At 61.5% G+C, this 17,463-nt stretch carries 22 protein-coding genes; 6 read left to right on the top strand and 16 right to left on the bottom strand.

The window, feature by feature from the left end:
• Nucleotides 1-131 precede the first annotated feature (131 nt).
• The gene (locus ACQY1L_RS09770; RefSeq protein WP_092661812.1) at nucleotides 132-647 is read left to right on the top strand and encodes a PAS domain-containing protein; all 516 of its coding nucleotides are present in this window, start codon (nucleotides 132-134) and stop codon (nucleotides 645-647) included.
• A 10-nt stretch (nucleotides 648-657) separates the two neighbouring features.
• Here ACQY1L_RS09770 and ACQY1L_RS09765 read toward each other — a convergent pair whose 3' ends face one another.
• Nucleotides 658-1,050 carry a hypothetical protein gene (locus tag ACQY1L_RS09765; protein WP_062453386.1) on the bottom strand — a complete coding sequence of 131 codons (393 nt, stop codon included), beginning with the start codon at nucleotides 1,048-1,050 and terminating at the stop codon, nucleotides 658-660.
• A 221-nt stretch (nucleotides 1,051-1,271) separates the two neighbouring features.
• On the opposite strand from ACQY1L_RS09765, the gene recO reads away from it, so the two are divergent.
• Complete coding sequence (gene recO / locus ACQY1L_RS09760; protein WP_113111126.1) at nucleotides 1,272-2,054, top strand: DNA repair protein RecO; 783 nt, start codon at nucleotides 1,272-1,274, stop codon at nucleotides 2,052-2,054.
• Here recO and ACQY1L_RS09755 read toward each other — a convergent pair.
• Together ACQY1L_RS09755 and ACQY1L_RS09750 are read right to left on the bottom strand one after the other, a co-directional pair.
• Complete coding sequence (locus ACQY1L_RS09755) at nucleotides 2,035-3,261, bottom strand: MFS transporter (protein WP_430240770.1); 1,227 nt, start codon at nucleotides 3,259-3,261, stop codon at nucleotides 2,035-2,037. The two genes, recO and ACQY1L_RS09755, sit on opposite strands and share 20 nt — an antisense overlap.
• Before the next feature lie 106 nt (nucleotides 3,262-3,367).
• Nucleotides 3,368-4,267 (bottom strand): DMT family transporter, encoded by a 900-nt coding sequence (locus ACQY1L_RS09750; RefSeq protein ID WP_430240769.1) that lies wholly within the window; start codon nucleotides 4,265-4,267, stop codon nucleotides 3,368-3,370.
• A 278-nt stretch (nucleotides 4,268-4,545) separates the two neighbouring features.
• On the opposite strand from ACQY1L_RS09750, the gene ACQY1L_RS09745 reads away from it, so the two are divergent.
• Nucleotides 4,546-4,797 (top strand): hypothetical protein, encoded by a 252-nt coding sequence (locus ACQY1L_RS09745; RefSeq protein WP_184654833.1) that lies wholly within the window; start codon nucleotides 4,546-4,548, stop codon nucleotides 4,795-4,797.
• A 63-nt stretch (nucleotides 4,798-4,860) separates the two neighbouring features.
• On the opposite strand, the gene ACQY1L_RS09740 is transcribed toward ACQY1L_RS09745, so the two are convergent.
• From ACQY1L_RS09740 to ACQY1L_RS09690, 11 genes are all read right to left on the bottom strand, one after another.
• The gene (locus tag ACQY1L_RS09740; RefSeq protein WP_430240768.1) at nucleotides 4,861-5,706 is read right to left on the bottom strand and encodes an MOSC domain-containing protein; all 846 of its coding nucleotides are present in this window, start codon (nucleotides 5,704-5,706) and stop codon (nucleotides 4,861-4,863) included.
• 9 nt (nucleotides 5,707-5,715) lie between these two features.
• Nucleotides 5,716-6,366 carry an HD domain-containing protein gene (locus tag ACQY1L_RS09735; RefSeq protein WP_092661820.1) on the bottom strand — a complete coding sequence of 217 codons (651 nt, stop codon included), beginning with the start codon at nucleotides 6,364-6,366 and terminating at the stop codon, nucleotides 5,716-5,718.
• 8 nt (nucleotides 6,367-6,374) lie between these two features.
• Nucleotides 6,375-9,143, bottom strand: a complete 2,769-nt coding sequence (locus ACQY1L_RS09730) for a DUF2339 domain-containing protein (protein WP_430240767.1) — start codon at nucleotides 9,141-9,143, stop codon at nucleotides 6,375-6,377.
• Between the two features lie 82 nt (nucleotides 9,144-9,225).
• Nucleotides 9,226-10,074 carry a mechanosensitive ion channel family protein gene (locus ACQY1L_RS09725; RefSeq protein WP_430240766.1) on the bottom strand — a complete coding sequence of 283 codons (849 nt, stop codon included), beginning with the start codon at nucleotides 10,072-10,074 and terminating at the stop codon, nucleotides 9,226-9,228.
• 98 nt (nucleotides 10,075-10,172) lie between these two features.
• Entirely contained in the window at nucleotides 10,173-10,718 is a 546-nt protein-coding gene (locus tag ACQY1L_RS09720; RefSeq protein WP_430240765.1) for a tyrosine phosphatase family protein, read from the bottom strand.
• A complete protein-coding gene (locus ACQY1L_RS09715; RefSeq protein ID WP_210311804.1) occupies nucleotides 10,715-11,308 on the bottom strand; it encodes a YfbR-like 5'-deoxynucleotidase in 594 nt (197 codons plus the stop codon). The genes ACQY1L_RS09720 and ACQY1L_RS09715 overlap by 4 nt, the downstream gene beginning before the upstream one ends.
• Nucleotides 11,309-11,322: 14 nt before the next feature.
• The gene (locus ACQY1L_RS09710) at nucleotides 11,323-12,174 is read right to left on the bottom strand and encodes a YgfZ/GcvT domain-containing protein (protein WP_430240764.1); all 852 of its coding nucleotides are present in this window, start codon (nucleotides 12,172-12,174) and stop codon (nucleotides 11,323-11,325) included.
• Between the two features lie 104 nt (nucleotides 12,175-12,278).
• Complete coding sequence (locus ACQY1L_RS09705) at nucleotides 12,279-13,007, bottom strand: hypothetical protein (protein WP_062453375.1); 729 nt, start codon at nucleotides 13,005-13,007, stop codon at nucleotides 12,279-12,281.
• 62 nt (nucleotides 13,008-13,069) lie between these two features.
• Nucleotides 13,070-13,327 carry a hypothetical protein gene (locus ACQY1L_RS09700; RefSeq protein WP_062453374.1) on the bottom strand — a complete coding sequence of 86 codons (258 nt, stop codon included), beginning with the start codon at nucleotides 13,325-13,327 and terminating at the stop codon, nucleotides 13,070-13,072.
• 103 nt (nucleotides 13,328-13,430) lie between these two features.
• Nucleotides 13,431-13,901 (bottom strand): TIGR02301 family protein, encoded by a 471-nt coding sequence (locus ACQY1L_RS09695; RefSeq protein ID WP_244474014.1) that lies wholly within the window; start codon nucleotides 13,899-13,901, stop codon nucleotides 13,431-13,433.
• 8 nt (nucleotides 13,902-13,909) lie between these two features.
• Entirely contained in the window at nucleotides 13,910-14,335 is a 426-nt protein-coding gene (locus ACQY1L_RS09690; RefSeq protein ID WP_430240763.1) for an NUDIX hydrolase, read from the bottom strand.
• Between the two features lie 150 nt (nucleotides 14,336-14,485).
• On the opposite strand from ACQY1L_RS09690, the gene ACQY1L_RS09685 reads away from it, so the two are divergent.
• The 3 genes from ACQY1L_RS09685 (at nucleotide 14,486) to ACQY1L_RS09675 (ending at nucleotide 16,301) form a co-directional block, all read left to right on the top strand.
• Nucleotides 14,486-14,812 carry a YnfA family protein gene (locus tag ACQY1L_RS09685; protein WP_062453372.1) on the top strand — a complete coding sequence of 109 codons (327 nt, stop codon included), beginning with the start codon at nucleotides 14,486-14,488 and terminating at the stop codon, nucleotides 14,810-14,812.
• Nucleotides 14,813-14,853: 41 nt separating this feature from the next.
• Nucleotides 14,854-15,618 carry an SOS response-associated peptidase gene (locus tag ACQY1L_RS09680; protein ID WP_209900444.1) on the top strand — a complete coding sequence of 255 codons (765 nt, stop codon included), beginning with the start codon at nucleotides 14,854-14,856 and terminating at the stop codon, nucleotides 15,616-15,618.
• 65 nt (nucleotides 15,619-15,683) lie between these two features.
• Nucleotides 15,684-16,301, top strand: coding sequence for a LysE/ArgO family amino acid transporter (locus ACQY1L_RS09675; protein ID WP_430243880.1), 618 nt, complete (start codon nucleotides 15,684-15,686; stop codon nucleotides 16,299-16,301).
• 6 nt (nucleotides 16,302-16,307) lie between these two features.
• Here ACQY1L_RS09675 and ACQY1L_RS09670 read toward each other — a convergent pair whose 3' ends face one another.
• Both ACQY1L_RS09670 and ACQY1L_RS09665 read right to left on the bottom strand, forming a co-directional pair.
• Complete coding sequence (locus ACQY1L_RS09670) at nucleotides 16,308-16,445, bottom strand: hypothetical protein (RefSeq protein ID WP_192076685.1); 138 nt, start codon at nucleotides 16,443-16,445, stop codon at nucleotides 16,308-16,310.
• A gap of 189 nt (nucleotides 16,446-16,634) precedes the next feature.
• Nucleotides 16,635-17,453, bottom strand: a complete 819-nt coding sequence (locus ACQY1L_RS09665) for a CDP-alcohol phosphatidyltransferase family protein (RefSeq protein WP_062453369.1) — start codon at nucleotides 17,451-17,453, stop codon at nucleotides 16,635-16,637.
• Nucleotides 17,454-17,463: the final 10 nt, after the last annotated feature.

Raw genomic sequence — 17,463 nt, 5'->3', positions numbered from 1 at the left:
TCCTGTCAGCCAAAGGGCGCTCGTGATTCGTTACGTAGAACCCCGTAGCAACTTGTCATCTATCAATGTACGCGATTGCTAACGCGATGGTGATGGTACAACTACGCGTCGTATTGGCATAGGGAGCGGACATGGCACGCGGAACGATCGCTTCTGACGAAGCGGATCAAGATTTCATCAACGCGGTGGGGTTCTACAGCTGGAATGTTGCAGAAAACCGCGTCTATGGTGACGAGGTCATCGCCCATGTGTTTGGTCTCTCGATTGAGGACCTGTCGATCGGAATGCCGATCGACGTCCTGGTGCGCTACATCGACGAAGGCGACAAGCAGCGTGTGGCCAAGGCTATCCACATGGCGATCGTCGATGGTGCAGCCTACAATGCCGAATACAGCCTGACCCATCCGGATGGCCGTAAGGTTAGTGTTCGCGCGAACGGACGCTGTCTGCGCGATGTCGATGGACTGCCTTCGATCTACAGCGGCACTGTCATCGTGCAGCCAGCTCTCGCCGAACCGATTCAGATCAGTGATCCGCTCGAGAGCCACTGCCGGGCAGCGCTGGATCTCGCTTCAGCGCGCGGCCATGCTCTGGCCGCGCGATATCTGTCTTCAGCACTGAACATGCTGACGCCGGATCTCGGCTGAGACGGAGATCTTACTTCTTGCGCTCCATCAGCGCCTTGACCTCTTCGAAGCGACGACGATTTTCGGGCTCCTGCTCACCCGGGCCGTAGCATGTCTTCGAGATGCAGAAGCGCAGCAGCGTGAAGGGAGGTCCACCCTTGCCGAACTCGCAATCGATCTCGTTGGTGAAGTCCGTCGGCTTGGCGTCCTGGCGGGTCGAATAGGTGAGACGTGCGCCCGGCGGATCGAGTTCCGGGAAGGACTGCACAATGCCGGTCTTGACGTCTGGAATGAGCAGGAAGTTCTTGGCAACCGCGACGCAGGCCTGTTCAAGCTGCGGCGACTGTGCGGCCGCAGGCGTTGGCAAGGCGAGGCCAAAGGGCATCGCGGCAATGATAGCGGTAGCGAGCAGGGCGTTTTTCATGTGATCTCCGGCAGCGTATTGCTCTTGGCTGTTCGGCGGAGAAATCCGCGGCGAAGGCAATTTGTTCCAGCCCGATCGAGAGATAAATCAAGGGAGGCGCGACAGCCACACCTAGACACCGACAGAGCCCGCAAACCGTGCCGGAAAGACGCAGAAACCGATTCAGTCCCAAGAGGTTATACGGTAGAACTGATCAACGCAGACAGGAAGTTCACCTATCGATGCAGTGGCAGGACGAGGCAATCATCATCGGCGTGAAACGCCACGGCGAGACGAGTGTCATCGCCGAACTGATGACGCGCGAACGCGGCCGCCATCTCGGCATCGTCCGATCCGGCCGCTCGCGCTCGATGCAACCGGTGCTGCAGCCGGGAAACCGCGTGGAGGTGGTCTGGCGCGCGCGTCTCGACGAGCATCTCGGCGAATTCAAGCTCGAACCGCTGCAACTGCGTGCAGCAAAGCTGATGGAAACCGCAACGGCGGTCTACGGTGTCCAGGCGATGGGGGCTTTGCTTCGGCTGCTTCCCGAGCGTGATCCGCATCCGCACCTGTTTGAAGCCCTCGATATCATTCTCGATGCGATGGATGATCCGTCCGATGCGGGCGAACTCTTCGTCCGGTTCGAACTCGCGGTACTGAACGATCTTGGTTTCGGACTGGATCTTTCGGAATGTGCAGCGACAGGCACACGCAGCGATCTTGTCTATGTGTCGCCAAAATCCGGTCGCGCCGTGAGCCGCGATGCCGGCGCTCCCTATGCGGACCGCATGCTGGCCCTGCCGGATTTTCTGGGAGAGGGAGCATCCAGGACTGCCGACCGCGACGGCATGGCCGCGGCCTTCCGTCTGACCGGCCATTTCCTATCCCGGCATGTCTATGAACCGCGCGGAATGACCCAGAGTACCGCCCGCGACGGGTTCGTTCAGGCGGCGCTGAAGGCGCTGTCGAAAGCCCCTGACGATCAGACGCCGCAAGGATCAGGTATCATTCCGCCGGCTGCATGACCGGTTGGCGGTTCACCGTCTTTTCGCGAATGGGCCAGTGTACGGCCGCGGCAAACAGGCCGAACACGACGCCGAACCACCAGACCATGTCATAGGAACCGAGCCTGTCGTAAAGCGCGCCGCCCATCCAGACGCCGAGGAACGACCCCACTTGGTGCGACAGGAACACGAAACCGCCAAGCAGGCCCAGATGCCGCGTGCCGAACATGATCGCCACCAGTCCGTTGGTCGGCGGCACCGTGGACAGCCACAAGAGACCCATCACGGCGGCAAAGATGATGACCGAGGTCGGAGACTGCGGCAGAAGCAGGAAGGCCGTGACGGCGATCGAGCGGCCGATATAGATATAGGCGAGCAGATAGGGTTTCGAGTAGCGCTGCCCGAGCACGCCGGCGCCGAGCGAGCCGATGATGTTGAAGAAACCGATCAGTGCCATGGCGATCACCGCATACCGAGCGTCAATGCCGATATCGCGAAGATAGGCCGGGAAATGCGCGGTGATGAAAGCTACCTGAAAACCGCAGACGAAAAAGCCCGAGGTCAGCAACAGGTACGACTTGTGCCCGAAGGCTTCCCGCAGTGCCTGCGCCGCGGTCTGCTTTAACTCCGTCTGGTTCTGCGTGCCGGAGCTCGCGTTGCCACGGAGCGGGATGGCAAGCAGCGGAACAGCAAGCATCATCGCCGACATGATCATCAGACTGTCCGACCAGCCGTAGGCCGTGATCAGCGCCTGGCTGAGCGGCGCAAACAGAAACATCCCGGCGGAGCCGGCGGCAGTGCCGATCCCGAACGCGAAGGAGCGCTGTTCGGGCGTCACGTTGCGGGCAAAGGCTGACAGGATCGTGCCGAACGAACCGGCGCCGACGGCAAGCCCCACCATCAGGCCGCCCGACAGGTGCAGCATCGGAATTGATTGCGCGGACGACATCAGAAACAGTCCGCCCGCATAGAGGAGACCGGACAGGGCGAGCACGCGGCCGGTACCGTATTTGTCCGCTATCGCTCCGAATATCGGCTGGCCAAGGCCCCAGGCGAGGTTCTGGATCGCCATCGCGAGCCCGAAAGTGGTGCGATCCCAGCCACGATCGGACAACATCGGCAGTTGGAAGAAGCCCATTGCCGAACGCGGGCCGAAGGTCAGCATCGCAACCAAGGCACCGGCCGTGATGATCAGCCAGGGCATCGATGAGCGCGCGGGGTTGGACATGCTTGCCTCCTGAAATCAGGCATTATCCATAGCCGCGCAGGTGTGAAATGGGAAACGACTTTTCCTGACGCGATGCATCACAACAGCTGATGCGACAAAGCCTTTTCTACAGCGCGCCGGGCGGCTCGATCGGGGGCGGTGGGACTTTGCCAAGCCGCGATTCGCGCCAGAGCGTGAAGGCGCCGGCGCTAATGACGATCGCACACCCGGCCACCATGTTGATGGTCATCATCTCGCCAAACAGCATCACACCGATCAGGCAGACGAGCACCGACTGTACGTAGAACATCGGCTGTACCGCGACGGCATCGACGAGCGAGTAGGCGCGGATCAGCAGATAGTGCCCGGTCATGCCGGTAATGCAAAGCGTCAGCATCCAGAACCAGTCGGAGAGCGTGATGTTCGACCAGTAGAACGGACCGACCAGCGTGATCGCCGCAGCACCGGCAATACCTGTGTAGAAAAACGCGGTATCGGCCGTGTCGGTGCGGCTCGCGAGCCGGGTCAGCACCGAGTAGAGCGCAAACATCGTGGTGCCGATCAGCGGGATGACGATCCGGAAATCGAATGTCGCATGCAGCGGATTGATGATCATCAGGATGCCGGCAAAGCCGACGCCGATCGCGGTCCACCGCCGCCAGCCGACCTTCTCGCCAAGCAAGGGCACCGAAAGGCAGGCAACGAGCAGCGGCGTCGCAGCAAAGATCGTATGGGTGGCCGCAAGACCGACCTCGGCAAAGGAGAAGATCGACAGCGCGATCTGGAAAACCAGAATGACCCCGCGGGCAATCTGCAGCCACAACCTGTTCGCGGACGCTGCACCTTTGACACCGCCGGACGAGCGACCGGCCACGATGAGCACGAAACCTGCGAAGGCCCAGTAGCGGATCATCGCCACGAAAATGGGAGGATAGGCGCCGCCCAGGTGTTTCGAGATGCCGTCCTGAACCGCGAAGATAATGACAGCAGTCAACGCGAAGAGAAGTCCCGTAGACCGAGATGTCATGATGGTGATCGATTCCAGTGCGGAGCGCGCAAGCGCCGCCGTGACGCCCTACGTTTGTGAGATTGGTGTTCTTGACCGGTTTTGACCTTTGTCAACAAACGCCGATTGGACATGTCTGCCATGCGGTGCCGTCAGAGGGAACCTTCAGACCCGAAAAAGGTATATGAGAAACTGCAAATAGTTCTGGAGACCTGCACTTGAGGTCTTCCCCGTACTGGCGACTGGAACATATGTTCTCAAGGTTGAGTTAGACTTGGGCAAGCAAATCAGGAGAAACGATGCTCACTGGGATGACGGAAGACCAGCGAAACGAATTTCTGGAGCGCATCACCGCGACCACGATTGCAAACCAGGCAATCCTGAAGTGTAGCATCAGCGGTTTTCCTTTGACGGCGGATAATGTTGTCGCCTTCGTTGGCGATTTTCTCGATCCGGAAAACCCGAACCTGCAGGAACTGATCGAAAAAATTGGTTACGCCATCGACGAGGTGCTGGATTGCCAGGGCCAGGCAATGCGCTTGGCTCGGTAAGCTCACGACAGTTCTCAAGTCCGGTAAGGGGACGCGGCCAGACAACAACACGGCCGCTTTTCTTTACCGCTGCTTGATGGCCCACGCGCCGCGTGTTGAGACCACTTTCACGTCGTCACCAATTGCGATCATGCCGCTGCCGCGCGGCACGGCGTTCCATCCGAACAGCGGGCCGGGAACACGCCGGTCGCCCGACATGCGCAGGCGACCGAGTGCCGGCATCGGGTTGGCGACATCCCGTGAACCGGTCACCTGATCCTGGGTGATCATGATGCAGCGGGCGCAGGGTTTGACGAGATCGAGACGAACGCCGCCGATCTCGATCGCCTCCCAATGGTCGTCGCCAAAGGCGTCCCCGTCGTCGATGACGATGTTGGCGCGGAACCGGTCCATCCCGACGGCGCCTTCTCCATGCTTCTCCATGTCGGCATTGATCGCCTCGAGCGAGCCGGTGGTCGTGACCAGGACCTGGTATCCGTCGGCAAATGTGACCGGCGTATCGGGTCCTGCCCAGTCGTCGCTTGCGGTCCGCTTCGAACGTTCATCGAAGAAAACAAGCCGCACGTCGCATCCCAGCCAGTCGCAAAGGGTCGAGTTGATATCCTTGTCGGCCAGCGCGGCGCTGACGATCGAATTCCAAACGACCACATCGGTACGCCGGTAGCCCGGCGGCCGGGCGACGGTGATCTCGCCCTTGCTCTCCATCGAAAACCGGAACCCGTCCGTGTCGGGCAGGACCTGCAACTGCGCCATTTCTGGAAGATCGCGCTGGTTGACGAAATGCCCCCTGGTATCGACCAGCATCAAGCTGCGATCGCCGGGTATGCCCGTGGACGTCATCTGCGTCTCAGTGAGCGAAATGCCGCGGCCGCTCTTCAAGGGGTAGTAGTTGATCTCGCTGACATGCATGGGTTTTCCTCAAATTTCATCGAGAAAGAGGTCGAGAACACTTTTCAGACGCTGGTGGCGTTCGTTTGCCGCCTGCCTGCCGGCCTGCGTCTTGAAGCCGTCGGCGAGCTTGAACAGCTTCGTTTCGAAATGATCAATTGCAAACGTCCTGTCGTCCAGCGGTCGATGCTTGGCGAGAGGATCGGCCGGATCGTAAAGCGCGGAACCCATCCGCCCGGCAATGTAGAAACAGCGTGCCGCACCGATCATGCCGATTGCATCGAGCCGGTCCGCATCCTGCAGGATCTTCGCCTCGATGGTCTGCGGCTCGAGGTTTGCCGAAAAACTGTGGGTGAGGATGGCGTGGGAAACCGCATCGATATCGGTCTCGCTCCAGCCCATCTCGCCCAAAATGCCCGCCGCCTTTTCCGCGGCAAGACGAGATGCCTGATTGCGCAGTGGCGAGTTCTTTTCCACCGCAACGCAGTCATGCAGCAGCACCGCGGCTGCCAGCACCCGCCCGTCGCCGCCTTCGTGTTGATGAATGCGCATCGCATTCTTGAAGACGCGGGCGATGTGAGCCAGATCGTGGCTTCCATCGTCGCCAGCACTCGCATGCGGAATGAGGCTTCTGGCCAGATCCTGGTGGGGCGAAAAGGCTTCTGCGAGTGACGCGGTCATGCTGGTTTCTACGAGGGTTCGTGAGAATCGTCTGTATTAGATGTGTCGTTCTTGTTGACCAGAATCCGTTGATAGAAAAGCCCAATTCCGATCAGAACTGCCCCCAGCCCGATGAAGGACAGGGCCCGCATAATGCCTTCGAGATTGGCCATGTCGATCAGGAAAACCTTTGCCACGGACACCAGCACCAGCACTGCAGAAGCAAGCCGCAGGCTCTTGGCGTTCCATTTCGAGCCCGCTACCAGAAGGCCGATGCCGATCAGGAGCCAGACGACAGAATAGGCATAGGTTTCGGAAGCGAGAAAGCCCTTCCACTGGGCAATATTCTGGCCCTGGAAAAAGCGTCGAACCGAAAGCGTCGCCCAGAGAAAGCCGAGCAGGGCGCCCGAGACGGCGAGCATCGCCACATAGGGCGCTGGCCGCCGGCCGCGCGCCAAGTACGAGGTCAGTCCATAGGCGAGCGCCGGGAGAAGATAACCGAGCAGCAGAAGGTTGAGGACGGGCCAGGAGCCGGTGCTTTCGCCGGAGAAGAACGGATTGAGCGCAAACACATGCGCCGAGAGCACGTTCACCGTCGCGATCGCGCCGGCGATCATCGAGCCGTAGCGGAAGACCGGGCTCGGGCTTTTCAGGTCGAGCGTCATCAGAATGCCGGAGAAGCCGATCGTCAAGAGCGTGTAGATCGACTGCTCGCCAAGCGTCGGCGTACTGGCATCGAGCACGCCGCCATTCATCGCGTGGCGTATCAGCACGGCAAGTGTCAGCAGGGCTGCAAGCGATGCCAGTCCCTGCAAAACGTTGCGGACACGGACATCGGGTGAATTTCGCAGCATCCAGGCTGCTACAATCGCGAGCAGGGTCGGAATACCGTAGCCCGGCAGCAGCGCATTGAAGAACGGCGTCGTGCCGAGACTGTCCGGCCCGACCAGCGTCGGCTGCCAGGCGATGCGACCGAACACGATCGCGATTGCCGCCGCCATCATCCAGGGCAGGGCAGCCCATGTCCGCACTCGCATCGCCATCAGATAGGCAAAGCCGAGAACGGAAAGAAGGATGGTCGTGACGATGCCGTTGGTGAGCGCATGAAGCGCCAGCGTGAACCCCGCGAAGGACCCGAGCACGGCGATATTCGCCGGCCAATCGATGCCGTCGCCATCGCTTTCGTCACGTCCGCGAAACAGCCACTCCGCCACCGCGAGCATCACAAGTCCGATGCCGATGCCATAGAGGCCGTGCGTCCAGTCGCGGAAAAAATTGCCGAAGTTCAGAAACGAGATGAACCCGATCGTGACCGGCATTGCCCCCATCATAAAGGACCAGAGTACCGAAAACGTCGGTTCCTCATGCCGGAAGCGCCTGAGGAACCCGGCCCCGAGCAGCGTGAAGATGCCGCCGAGGAGCAGGAAGCCTGCAATCTCGTGGCCGAAAGCGGCAACGACAGGCGCGGTTGTGCCGGTCACCGGTTGGGGCATCACATAGGCGAGCAATGTCGACGCAACGGTCGCGATACCGGCATGCGCGGCGAGCGCTGCAACCACGACCGTCCACACCCCGTAGCTGCGACTGCTGCCGACGGCGGCCAGCGCGCCGATCAGGGCGACGAAGACGAACAGCGGATGAAGAGAGCCCCCAGGCGTGGCGACCAGCATGGCAAGCGCCGAAAGCGCGACCGTGACTGATAACGACAGGGTGATCCGCAGCGGTGGCCTCTTCAGCAGCGCCCGCCAGCCGCCGCTCCCTGTCGAGCCGCGCGTATAAACGCGGCCGGGCCAGATGAGGATCGTTCCGGCAATCATCATCAGCAGCACCAGCGAAGGCGGCATCATGTCGATCGGCAGCGATTGTGACGTGTAGGCGAGAACCCAGAGGCCGATCCCGAAATTGGCGATCATCGGCACCACGGTCCAGCGGCGGATGCGCGAGGCGGCGTTCAACGCCAGCCAGCTCACGCCGAGAAACAGGAACAACGCGTTGACGTCTCGGTCGTCGGTCGTCACCAGAAGCGGCGTGATCAGCGAGCCAAGCAGGCCAAGCCCGGCCAGCGTCTGCCCGTGCAGCAGCGACAGCCCGATTGTTGCAAACGAAATCAGGGCCATCAGCATGAAGGCGGTGCCGGAGCCGATGAAATCGTAAAAGGCGTAGGCCGCGAAGGACGCGCCCAGCAGCGTGATGCTACCGGCGGCCGTCAGCGCACCGGGGATCATCGCATTGGCGTAGAGCTCCGACATCGTGGGCATTGCCCGACGGCGCACCAGCTCGCCGGCGGCAATCAGCACCAAGCCGAATATCGCTGCCAGCGACAGACGAGCACCGGGGCCGAGCAGACCGGCTTCGATCGAATAGCGGACAAGGAAGATGCCGCCAAAGGCGAGTGCCACGCCACCCACCCAGACCGGCCAGCGAGCACCGAGATAGCTTTCCAGATTTTCACGGCGGAAGCGCGGAGTGGGCGCGGGGAGCGGAGGTGTTTCGGCTGCCTGATTGGACGTCCTCTCCTCGGGCGCCGTGATCTCTGCCAGGACTTCGGTCTTCGACGGTTCTGCCGAAGCCTTTGCAAAGCCCGTGTCGGCGGCCATCTCAGCCGCGGCTTCGGTGCGTATCTCTGCAAGCGCCGCCTCGGGCGACACGACCGCCTCGGAAGTGACGGGAACGCCGCTCAGCAGGCGCGCCCGGACATCCGAAAGTTCTTTCTCCAGCGAAGCGACCCGGCCCGACAGCTTTCGCTGCGAGACGACGAGGGAGAGAATGAGAACGATCAGCAGAAGCTGGAGGATCATATGCTAGCGGGCTCGGTTGAGAAGGTCAGCGGACGTTATACCATTGGTCCGCAAAGAAAAGCCGATCTACCCGTCGATACCGTTATGGGGTGTATGAAGCCGGACCGTCGTCCTGCGTATCGGCCGGCACTTCTTCCTCGACCACTTTGTCGAATGCAAGCTTGACGGCCTTGGTCATGTCGCGGCTGACCGCCCACCACTGGGCGCTCTTGATCCAGTAGCGCAGTGTCAGCTTGGCGCTGCCGGCATCGAAATCCGCAAGATAGGTGGTCGGTGCCGGGTTGCTCTCCACCCGCGTTTCCGCCTTGGCGATCGACTTGAGCTTGGCTTCGGCCTCGTCAAGGCTCTGGTCGGCCGACAGCGTCACCGAGATCTCGTGCCGGCGCGTGTGCAGGCGCGAATAGTTGGTGATCGGCACGTTCCAAAGCGTCGAATTCGGCGCCAGGCGATAGACGCCTTCGGCGGTGCGAAGCTCGGTCGCGAACAGGCCGACATCGACGATCGTGCCGCTGACATTGCCCGTCTCGATCGATTCGCCGACGCGGAACGGGCGCAGAACCAGAAGCATGATGCCGGCTGCAATATTCTGCAACGTGCCCTGCAGGGCAAGACCGACCGCAAGGCCGATCGCGCCCAGCGCCGCAAGGACCGATGCCGTCTGGACGCCGAACTGGCCGAGCACCATCACCACGACGATGATCAGCACCGCGTAGCGGATGATGTTGGAGAAGAACTGCGCCAGCGTTGCGTCGATGCCGTTCACCCGCGACAGACCGTTATGCGCCCAGCGGCTGAGCAGGCGGGCGGCGGCCCATCCGACGATCAGAAGAAGAATGGCGCCGATGACCGAGAATGAATACTGGATGCCGAGGGCTGTGAGCTGTGAGAGTGCCGTACGAGTTGCGACGACGAAAGCCGATGCCTGTTCCATTCGGGGCCTGATCCTTTGCTGTAAAGAGGAGGCTAATTGGCGCGGGTGACTGTCAGGTCAAGGCAAACGGAGCGACGTTTCTCACCCGCCGCAGGGGATCAGGACGCGCGGTTTTCGATTTCGGCCTGTGCCGTAACAGGCAGCACGAACGAGGCCCGACCATCGGTTTCAGCGCCGCGCCCGATCCGCTTGATCGCCTGCACAAGCCGTCCGTCACGCTGCAAAAGACGGTCGCCGATCTCAATCAGCCTTGTATTCGGCGTCGCATGCGGCGCGACCTTGCGCAGCCTTGTCGCGAGCTCGACCTCGTCCTGATCGGGATAAAGTGAAAGCGACGCAATGACGGCAGCTGCCGGAGAGCGGGACACGCCCATCCAGCAATGCACGACGAGCGGTGCGGACTGATCCCAGTCTTTGACGAAGGCGATCAGCTGCTCCACATGTGCCTCGCTCGGCGCAATCAGAGTGCCGGTGCCGGCAAAGCCAATATCGTTCATCTTGAGCTTCAGGTGGCGCGCGGCGGCAATCACGGCAGGCCGGTGGAAATCCTGCTTTTCGGCAATCAGGCTCACCATCTCACGGGCGCCGTGGCGGACCGAGAGTTCAGCGATCTTGTCGAGCGGACAGACGATGATCCGGCTCATGCCGTCACACCGCGATCGGCTTCAAGCGCATGAAAGCGCTCGAGAAAGCGCGCCTGAGCATCGAGCGCCGGCATCGGCTTCAGTTCCAGCATGTCGCGGGTTATTCCACGCGGCACGCCGAAGAATTTCTGGGCTTCGGTGACGGAAAACCCGGCAAGCTCGGTCGCTTCGAAAAACGCGGCAACGGTGTCGGCCTTCTTGATCATCACCTTCAGCTCCTTGGTCGGATGCGGCGGCAGACCGAAGCGGATATGGATCGCAGCCTCGAGCCGCAATTCGACCGCCTTGTAACCGCCGCCGACTACCGACTTGAAGGGCGAGATCATGTCGCCGATGACGTATTCGGGTGCGTCATGCAACAGCGCCAGCGCCATCGCCTCGCTGGAGGCATCGGGATTGGTGCGACAAAAGATCTGCTCAACGATCAGGCTGTGCTGCGCCACCGAAAACGCGTGGTCGCCTTTGGTCTGGCCGTTCCAGCGCGCAACGCGGGCAAGCCCGTGGGCGATATCAGCAATCTCGACATCGAGCGGAGAGGGGTCCAGCAGGTCGAGCCGACGGCCGGAAAGCATCCGCTGCCAGGCCCGCATTGATTTCGATCCGCTCACGGCTCGGCCTCTTGCGTCGCTGTCGGGAACGACAGGTCGGTCCATTCCGGCAGCGAGAGAAGGACGGTCACATCGCCCGCCGTCAGGGGAATACCATTGGCGATCGCATCGCCGACCCGGTCGATCCGCACGACTGCAAGCCCCTTGTTACCCAAGACGGATCCGAGCGTGCCGACCGGCTTGCCACCGGCCATGATGTCCGTGCCTGAGACGGGCAGGGCAGTCTCGCTTGTGACGAGCGCGACACGCCGCCGTGCGGTGCCACGGTGCTGCATGCGAGAGACGACTTCCTGCCCGACATAGCAACCCTTGCGGAACGACAGCCCGTCGGTCTTGTCGAGGAGAACGTCGTGCGGAAAGGCATCCTGCAGGGCATAGTCGAAGCCGGAGGCCGGAATGCCGGACGTGACCCGCAGCGTCTCGTACTCGGCTTCCGACGCGTCGATCGCGATGCCCTCGGGCTTTCCCGGATACCGCGACAAAGTCACGCCGGCTTTGGCAAACGCCGCATCCGCAGCACCAGTAACCGAACCGTCGCCCCAGGTTACCGTCACGCCATCGGCATCGTCGGCTGCAATCGTCACGGCCGCCCGCAGCTTGTACATGGTGAGCCGGCGCATCAGCGCGTCGCGCTGGGCCGATTCGGTTTCGATCAGGAAATCGTCGCCGTCACGGGAGATCATGAAATCGAACAGGATCTTGCCCTGTGGCGTCAAAAGCGCACCGGGGCGGGCCGTGCGTTCAGGCAGGGATTCGATATCTGTCGTGATCAGGCTGTGGAGAAAATCGCGTGCATCGACACCGGAAACCCGGATCAGCTGGCGCGAAGGAAGATGGACGGCGGGCATGGCGAAAGGTCCGATTGTTGAGCCGGAATGTCGAACCCGACAGGTAAGCCCTCCCGACCGCGCGAACAAGGGCAGTCGCGGTGCCGCAAGCGGAACGGCAAGAGTCAGTCGCCGCCGGTGAAGAACTTCCACTGGCCGTCGGGCGACAGGCCGATGCGGTAGAAATTATAGGCGTCGTTTTCTTCCATGCCGATCATATCGCCGGCCGTAACGATCCGCAGCAGCTCGACGCGCTCGGGTGGGGTGAGCGCAGAGATCGACTTGCCGGCGAAATACGGCCAGACGTAAACCTCCTCCGGCTGCCCGGCCTCGAGCCTCACGGCGCTGGCGGAGAGAAGGTCCATGACGATCGCCAGGATTTCCTGGCCGTCTGGATCGCCGGAAAAGTTCTTCAGCGCTCCGACCGGATCGTCGCCCTGATAGTCCATAACCTGGGTCTGGTTCGGGCCGGGATTGGTCAGCGGCTTCAGCCGTTCGATATCGCCGGAGGCAGCGGCCTCGATCAAGGCGGCGCGCATTTTCTTGACAGGCTCCGGCAGTGTTGTCATGTCGCGGATGATGTCGGCCTGGATCGTGTCGGTCGCCGCAGCCGTTGGCTGGCCGGCGGCAGGTGCAGCGGGCGCTGCTACGGGGGCCTGGGCCGACCCGGTCGCCGGCACTTGCGGACCCTCGAAAGCCTGCATGACGCCGGACGATGGCTTGCTGCCGCCTGTTTCACCCTGCGCGGTGGTGCTCAGCGCCAGCGCGGAAGCCGGTGCCATAACCTGCAAGCCGCAAAAACATGTTGCGGCAAGCGCCAGACGCAGACCGTTGAAGTTTGTCATGATATGCATTCCGGCCGCCTTCCGAAGGGGAATTCTCGGCTTTTCTTGATGCCTGATAAGGATGTGCGAGATTACTGAACGATCCGTTCCGGCGAAAACTCTCCGGCCAGCATGCGGTTCTTCAGCGAATCCAGCAGCGCTTCGGCGCCGGTTTCGCCCAGCAGGCGGATCGTCTCGCGAATGGCACAGGCCATCGCGACATCAGCAATGATTTCAGCCTCGATGCCATCGGCACGGCCATCAGCCCAGGCTTCATTCTGATATTCCAACGCAGCCTGCATCTTCTCGTGGACGATCATGTCATCGATTTCGTTGCGGCCTGTCTGCATACTCTTGATCCTCGGTACCCGTATTAATTACTGACCCATTAAGAACTTTATCAGCCTTTTATCAAAACGACACGGCTTGAGGTCAAAAGAGGTAAATAAACCGCTAATTTCCGTAGCGACTGGCTATTTCGGCGGCAAGTGTTGCGCCTTCGGCACGGTAGAGTTCCTCAGCCATGCGTGCGGGTTCATTGCAGGATGTGTGAACCGCGGCAAACGAGCGGTAGCCGCGGTTGTAGGCGGCGGTCAAGCGTTCCCGCCGTTTAGGCTCGCTGGCGGTGTCAGAATCCAGCAATTTCTGCATGGATCCGCGCCAATCGTCACTGGTTGCACCGCAAAGCGACCGCAAATAGGTGACCGAGCCCAGCACTTCCGCAAGCCGCATCATCTGCGAATCATACGGAGCCGGTTTTGATTCGGTTTCCGTCTGTGGCGCGGCCGTTGTCGCAGACGGCGCCTGCTTCGACGGTGCTTTCTGCGACTGGGCGCCAGCCGGCGCGGCGGCACAACTCAGCGCGATCGCAGCAACGATCGCGAATCGGTGGGAAGACGTGAGGAAAGACATCAGGCGGTGCATACGAACTCCTAACCGCGTTTCAGTTCCGCCGCCAGCCTTTCGGCGCACTCCAGCACGCTCGCAGGCACTGGAAGATTGCGGATCTCCTCAACCGAATACCATCCCGGATCGGCCGCATCGTCGGCGGCAATCGCTTCTCCTTCGGGGTCCGCTTCGACACGGAACACCGAGAGCGAGAAATGGCGGTTGTCGTCCTTGTCCTTATTAAGGTCGTAGGTGGCAAACAGGGTCGGATTGCGCACAGCGATGCCGGTCTCCTCGAAGAATTCCCGCACCGCCGTCTCCGATGGCGTCTCGCCGGGCTCGGCCCGACCCCCTGGAAAGGCAAACAGATTGGCCGAGGGCGGGTTCAATCGCCGGATCAGCAGAAATTTGCCGTCACGTTCGAGAATGGCCGACGACGCGGCTTGCGGGGAGGGCGTGGCTGTTGTCATGGACTGCTGAAGCTTTGAAGAGCGATAAGGTCAGGATAGTGTAGGCGGGAATAGCCGCCCATCAAGGACATATCATGTCGCGCGCAAAAACCCTCTCTCACGGCATGACACGGCCCGAACCATGCCGGTGAACCTCAACGGCTGGACAGCATGAAAACCTATCTCCTCTACTCGCTTGCCGCCCTGTTCGAGATCGCCGGCTGCTTTGCCTTCTGGGCCTGGTGGCGGCTGGAAAAGCCGGCTCTGTGGCTGGTGCCGGGTATGGTGTCGCTCGCGCTGTTTGCCTGGGTGCTGAGCTTCGTGCCAAGCGACGCGGCCGGGCGGACCTACGCCGCCTATGGATCGATCTACATTCTGGCCTCCATCCTCTGGCTTGCTGGTGTCGAGAACCGGATGCCCGACCGCTGGGACTTGATCGGCACGACCGTGTGCCTCCTCGGCGGCGCGATCATCCTCTTCGGTCCCCGCAGCGCCTGATCCGCTTGACGTCTGCCTACCCCGGTGCCATCTAATCTCGTATGTGCGGACGCTACGCCCTGACGGCGACTTCTGAGGAAATTCTGGAGGTCATGCAGGCGCTGGGGGAGGAAGGTTTCCCGGCCCGCTACAATATTGCCCCGACGCAGCCGATCCTGATCGTCATGCACAACGAGTATGTGAAGCCCGGCAGCAATCTTCCGCCGCGTCGCGCCGTACTTGCCCGGTGGGGCCTGATTCCGGGCTGGGTCAAGGATATCAAGGACTTTCCCCTGATGATCAACGCGCGCTCCGAGACGGCGGCCGAAAAGGCGTCGTTCCGGGCCGCCATGCGTCACCGCCGCGTTCTTATTCCGGCCTCCGGTTTCTACGAATGGCGCCGGCCCCCAAAGGAGACGGGACTGCCCTCACAGCCCTTCTGGATCCGCCCGAAGAATGGGGGCGTCATCGCCTTTGCGGGACTGATGGAAACCTACGCATCTGCCGATGGCTCGGAAGTCGATACCGCGGCGATCCTGACGACTGCTGCCAATCACGCCCTGCGGCCGATCCACGACCGCATGCCCGTCGTCATCGCGCCGGAGGATTTCGATCGCTGGCTGGATTGCAAGAACGGTGAGCCACGCCACGTGGCGGATCTGATGCGGCCGGTACAGGACGATTTCTTCGAGGCGTTTCCGGTATCAGATCTGGTCAACAAGGTGTCCAACATGGGCAAGGATCTGCAGAAACCGGTCGCGGTGGCACAGCCGCAGGAAAAGCCGCCAAAGGCATCCGGCAGCAGCGGCCAGATGTCGCTGTTTTGATCCGTTCCGACCGCGTCACACCATCCAGTCTTCGAATCACGTCCTGAACGGATTTCCCTATGAACCTGATATCCGCCGGTTTTTCCGGCTTTGCGCTGGGCGGCTCGCTGATCGTGGCGATCGGCGCTCAGAATGCGTTTATCCTGCGTCAGGGGCTGATCCGCAGCCATGTCTTCGTGCTGTGCCTAATCTGTGCGGCATCCGACGCCTTGCTGATTGCCGCGGGCGTCGGCGGGCTTGGAACGATCGTGTCGCAGTCGCCTCTGCTGATCTCGGTGGTGACGCTCGGCGGCGCGCTGTTCCTCGCCACCTATTCGGCCATGGCATTCCGGCGGGCGGTAAAGCCCGGTGCGATGGTCGCCGGCGCGCCTGAGGGCATGGCACTCAAGGCGGCGGTGATGACCTGTCTCGCCTTCACATTTCTAAACCCGCATGTCTACCTCGATACGGTCGTGCTGCTCGGCAGCCTGTCTGCGGCCTATCAGGGCCCGGAAAGGGTAGCCTATGGCGCGGGCGCGGTGCTCGCATCCTTCGCCTGGTTCTTCGGCCTCGGCTACGGCGCCCGCTATTTGGCGCCGCTATTTGCCAGACCCGCCGCGTGGCGGGTGCTGGATGGCCTGATCGGCGTTGTCATGGGCTTGCTCGCGCTCGGGCTTCTCATAAGCTTCCTGCGCGGCGCCTGAGACGGATCAGCGAGCCGGGCTGAGCGCTGGCTTGCGCTTCAGCATCATCGCCGCAGCAGCAACGGCTTTGAGGCCGAGCGGACGGTAATGGCTGGAGAGGTCCGGCTTGGTCTCGATGTTGGTTTTGTTGGTTTCGCTGCTCACGTCTGTCTCCTCACGAATCTCTGTTCCGCTTAAGGGCGGGCCGGCGCATTTCGCCGCCAATCCGGGCGGAATCATGGCTGCGGCTTTACGATGCGATAGAGAAAGAATGGACGCGCCAACTTGCCGCAAGCTGGGGCTGCGACGCAACAATTCGTGTGCGCCGCAGCATCAGTCGCAAGGGAAGGACGATCAGACGTGCGTGCGCTCGTCCTCGATGGTGATCGTGCCATAACGCTTTTTCCACGCACGGGCAGAAAACGGCAGAACACAGAGATAGGCAATCGCGGTGATTGCCAGGATTTCCCAGGTGTAGCTCATCAAGAGGCCGACATAGAGAACGGCCACAAGCATGATCGGCAGCATCAAGTCACGGCGGATGCGGCCCGACTTGCCCGACCAGACCGGCAGACGCGAGACCAACAAGAAGCCGATCAACAGCGTGTAGAGAACGCTGGCATACACGAAAAACTTCGTCTGTTCGACGCCGAGAAAACCGAGATAGACCGGCAGAAGCACGAGAAGCGCACCCATGGGTGCCGGGACGCCTACAAAGAACTCCGACTGCCAGGGCGCCTTGATGCCGCGGTCTTCCATCACGTTGAACCGGGCAAGCCGCAGGCCAGCCGCGATCGCATAGAGAAGTGCCGCTATCCAGCCGAAGGATTTCGCTCCGTCGAGCAGGAAGGCATAGGAAACGAGAACGGGCGCGACGCCAAAATTGATGATGTCGGCGAGCGAATCCATCTGCACGCCGAATTTCGACGTTGCCTTCAGAAGCCGTGCGATCCGACCATCGATCCCGTCGAGGAAGGCTGCCAGCAGCACCATCGCGACAGCTAGCTCGAACCGTCCCTCGAAGGCAAGTCTGATCCCGGTAAGGCCGGCGCAGATCGCCAGCACCGTGATCAGGTTGGGGATCATCAGGCGGACCGGGATCTCGCGCAGGCGCGGACCACGGGCCTCGTCGGTCGTATGGTTCTGTTCCGGCGGCGAGACGGGCGTCTCCATCAGATGATCT

Origin of the sequence: Neorhizobium sp. DAR64862/K0K3, assembly GCF_050500185.1 — a bacterium.
GTDB classification, from domain to species: domain Bacteria; phylum Pseudomonadota; class Alphaproteobacteria; order Rhizobiales; family Rhizobiaceae; genus Neorhizobium; species Neorhizobium soli.
The sequence above is the reverse complement of the archived record's forward strand: the minus strand, read 5'-3'. Positions and strand labels throughout refer to the sequence as shown.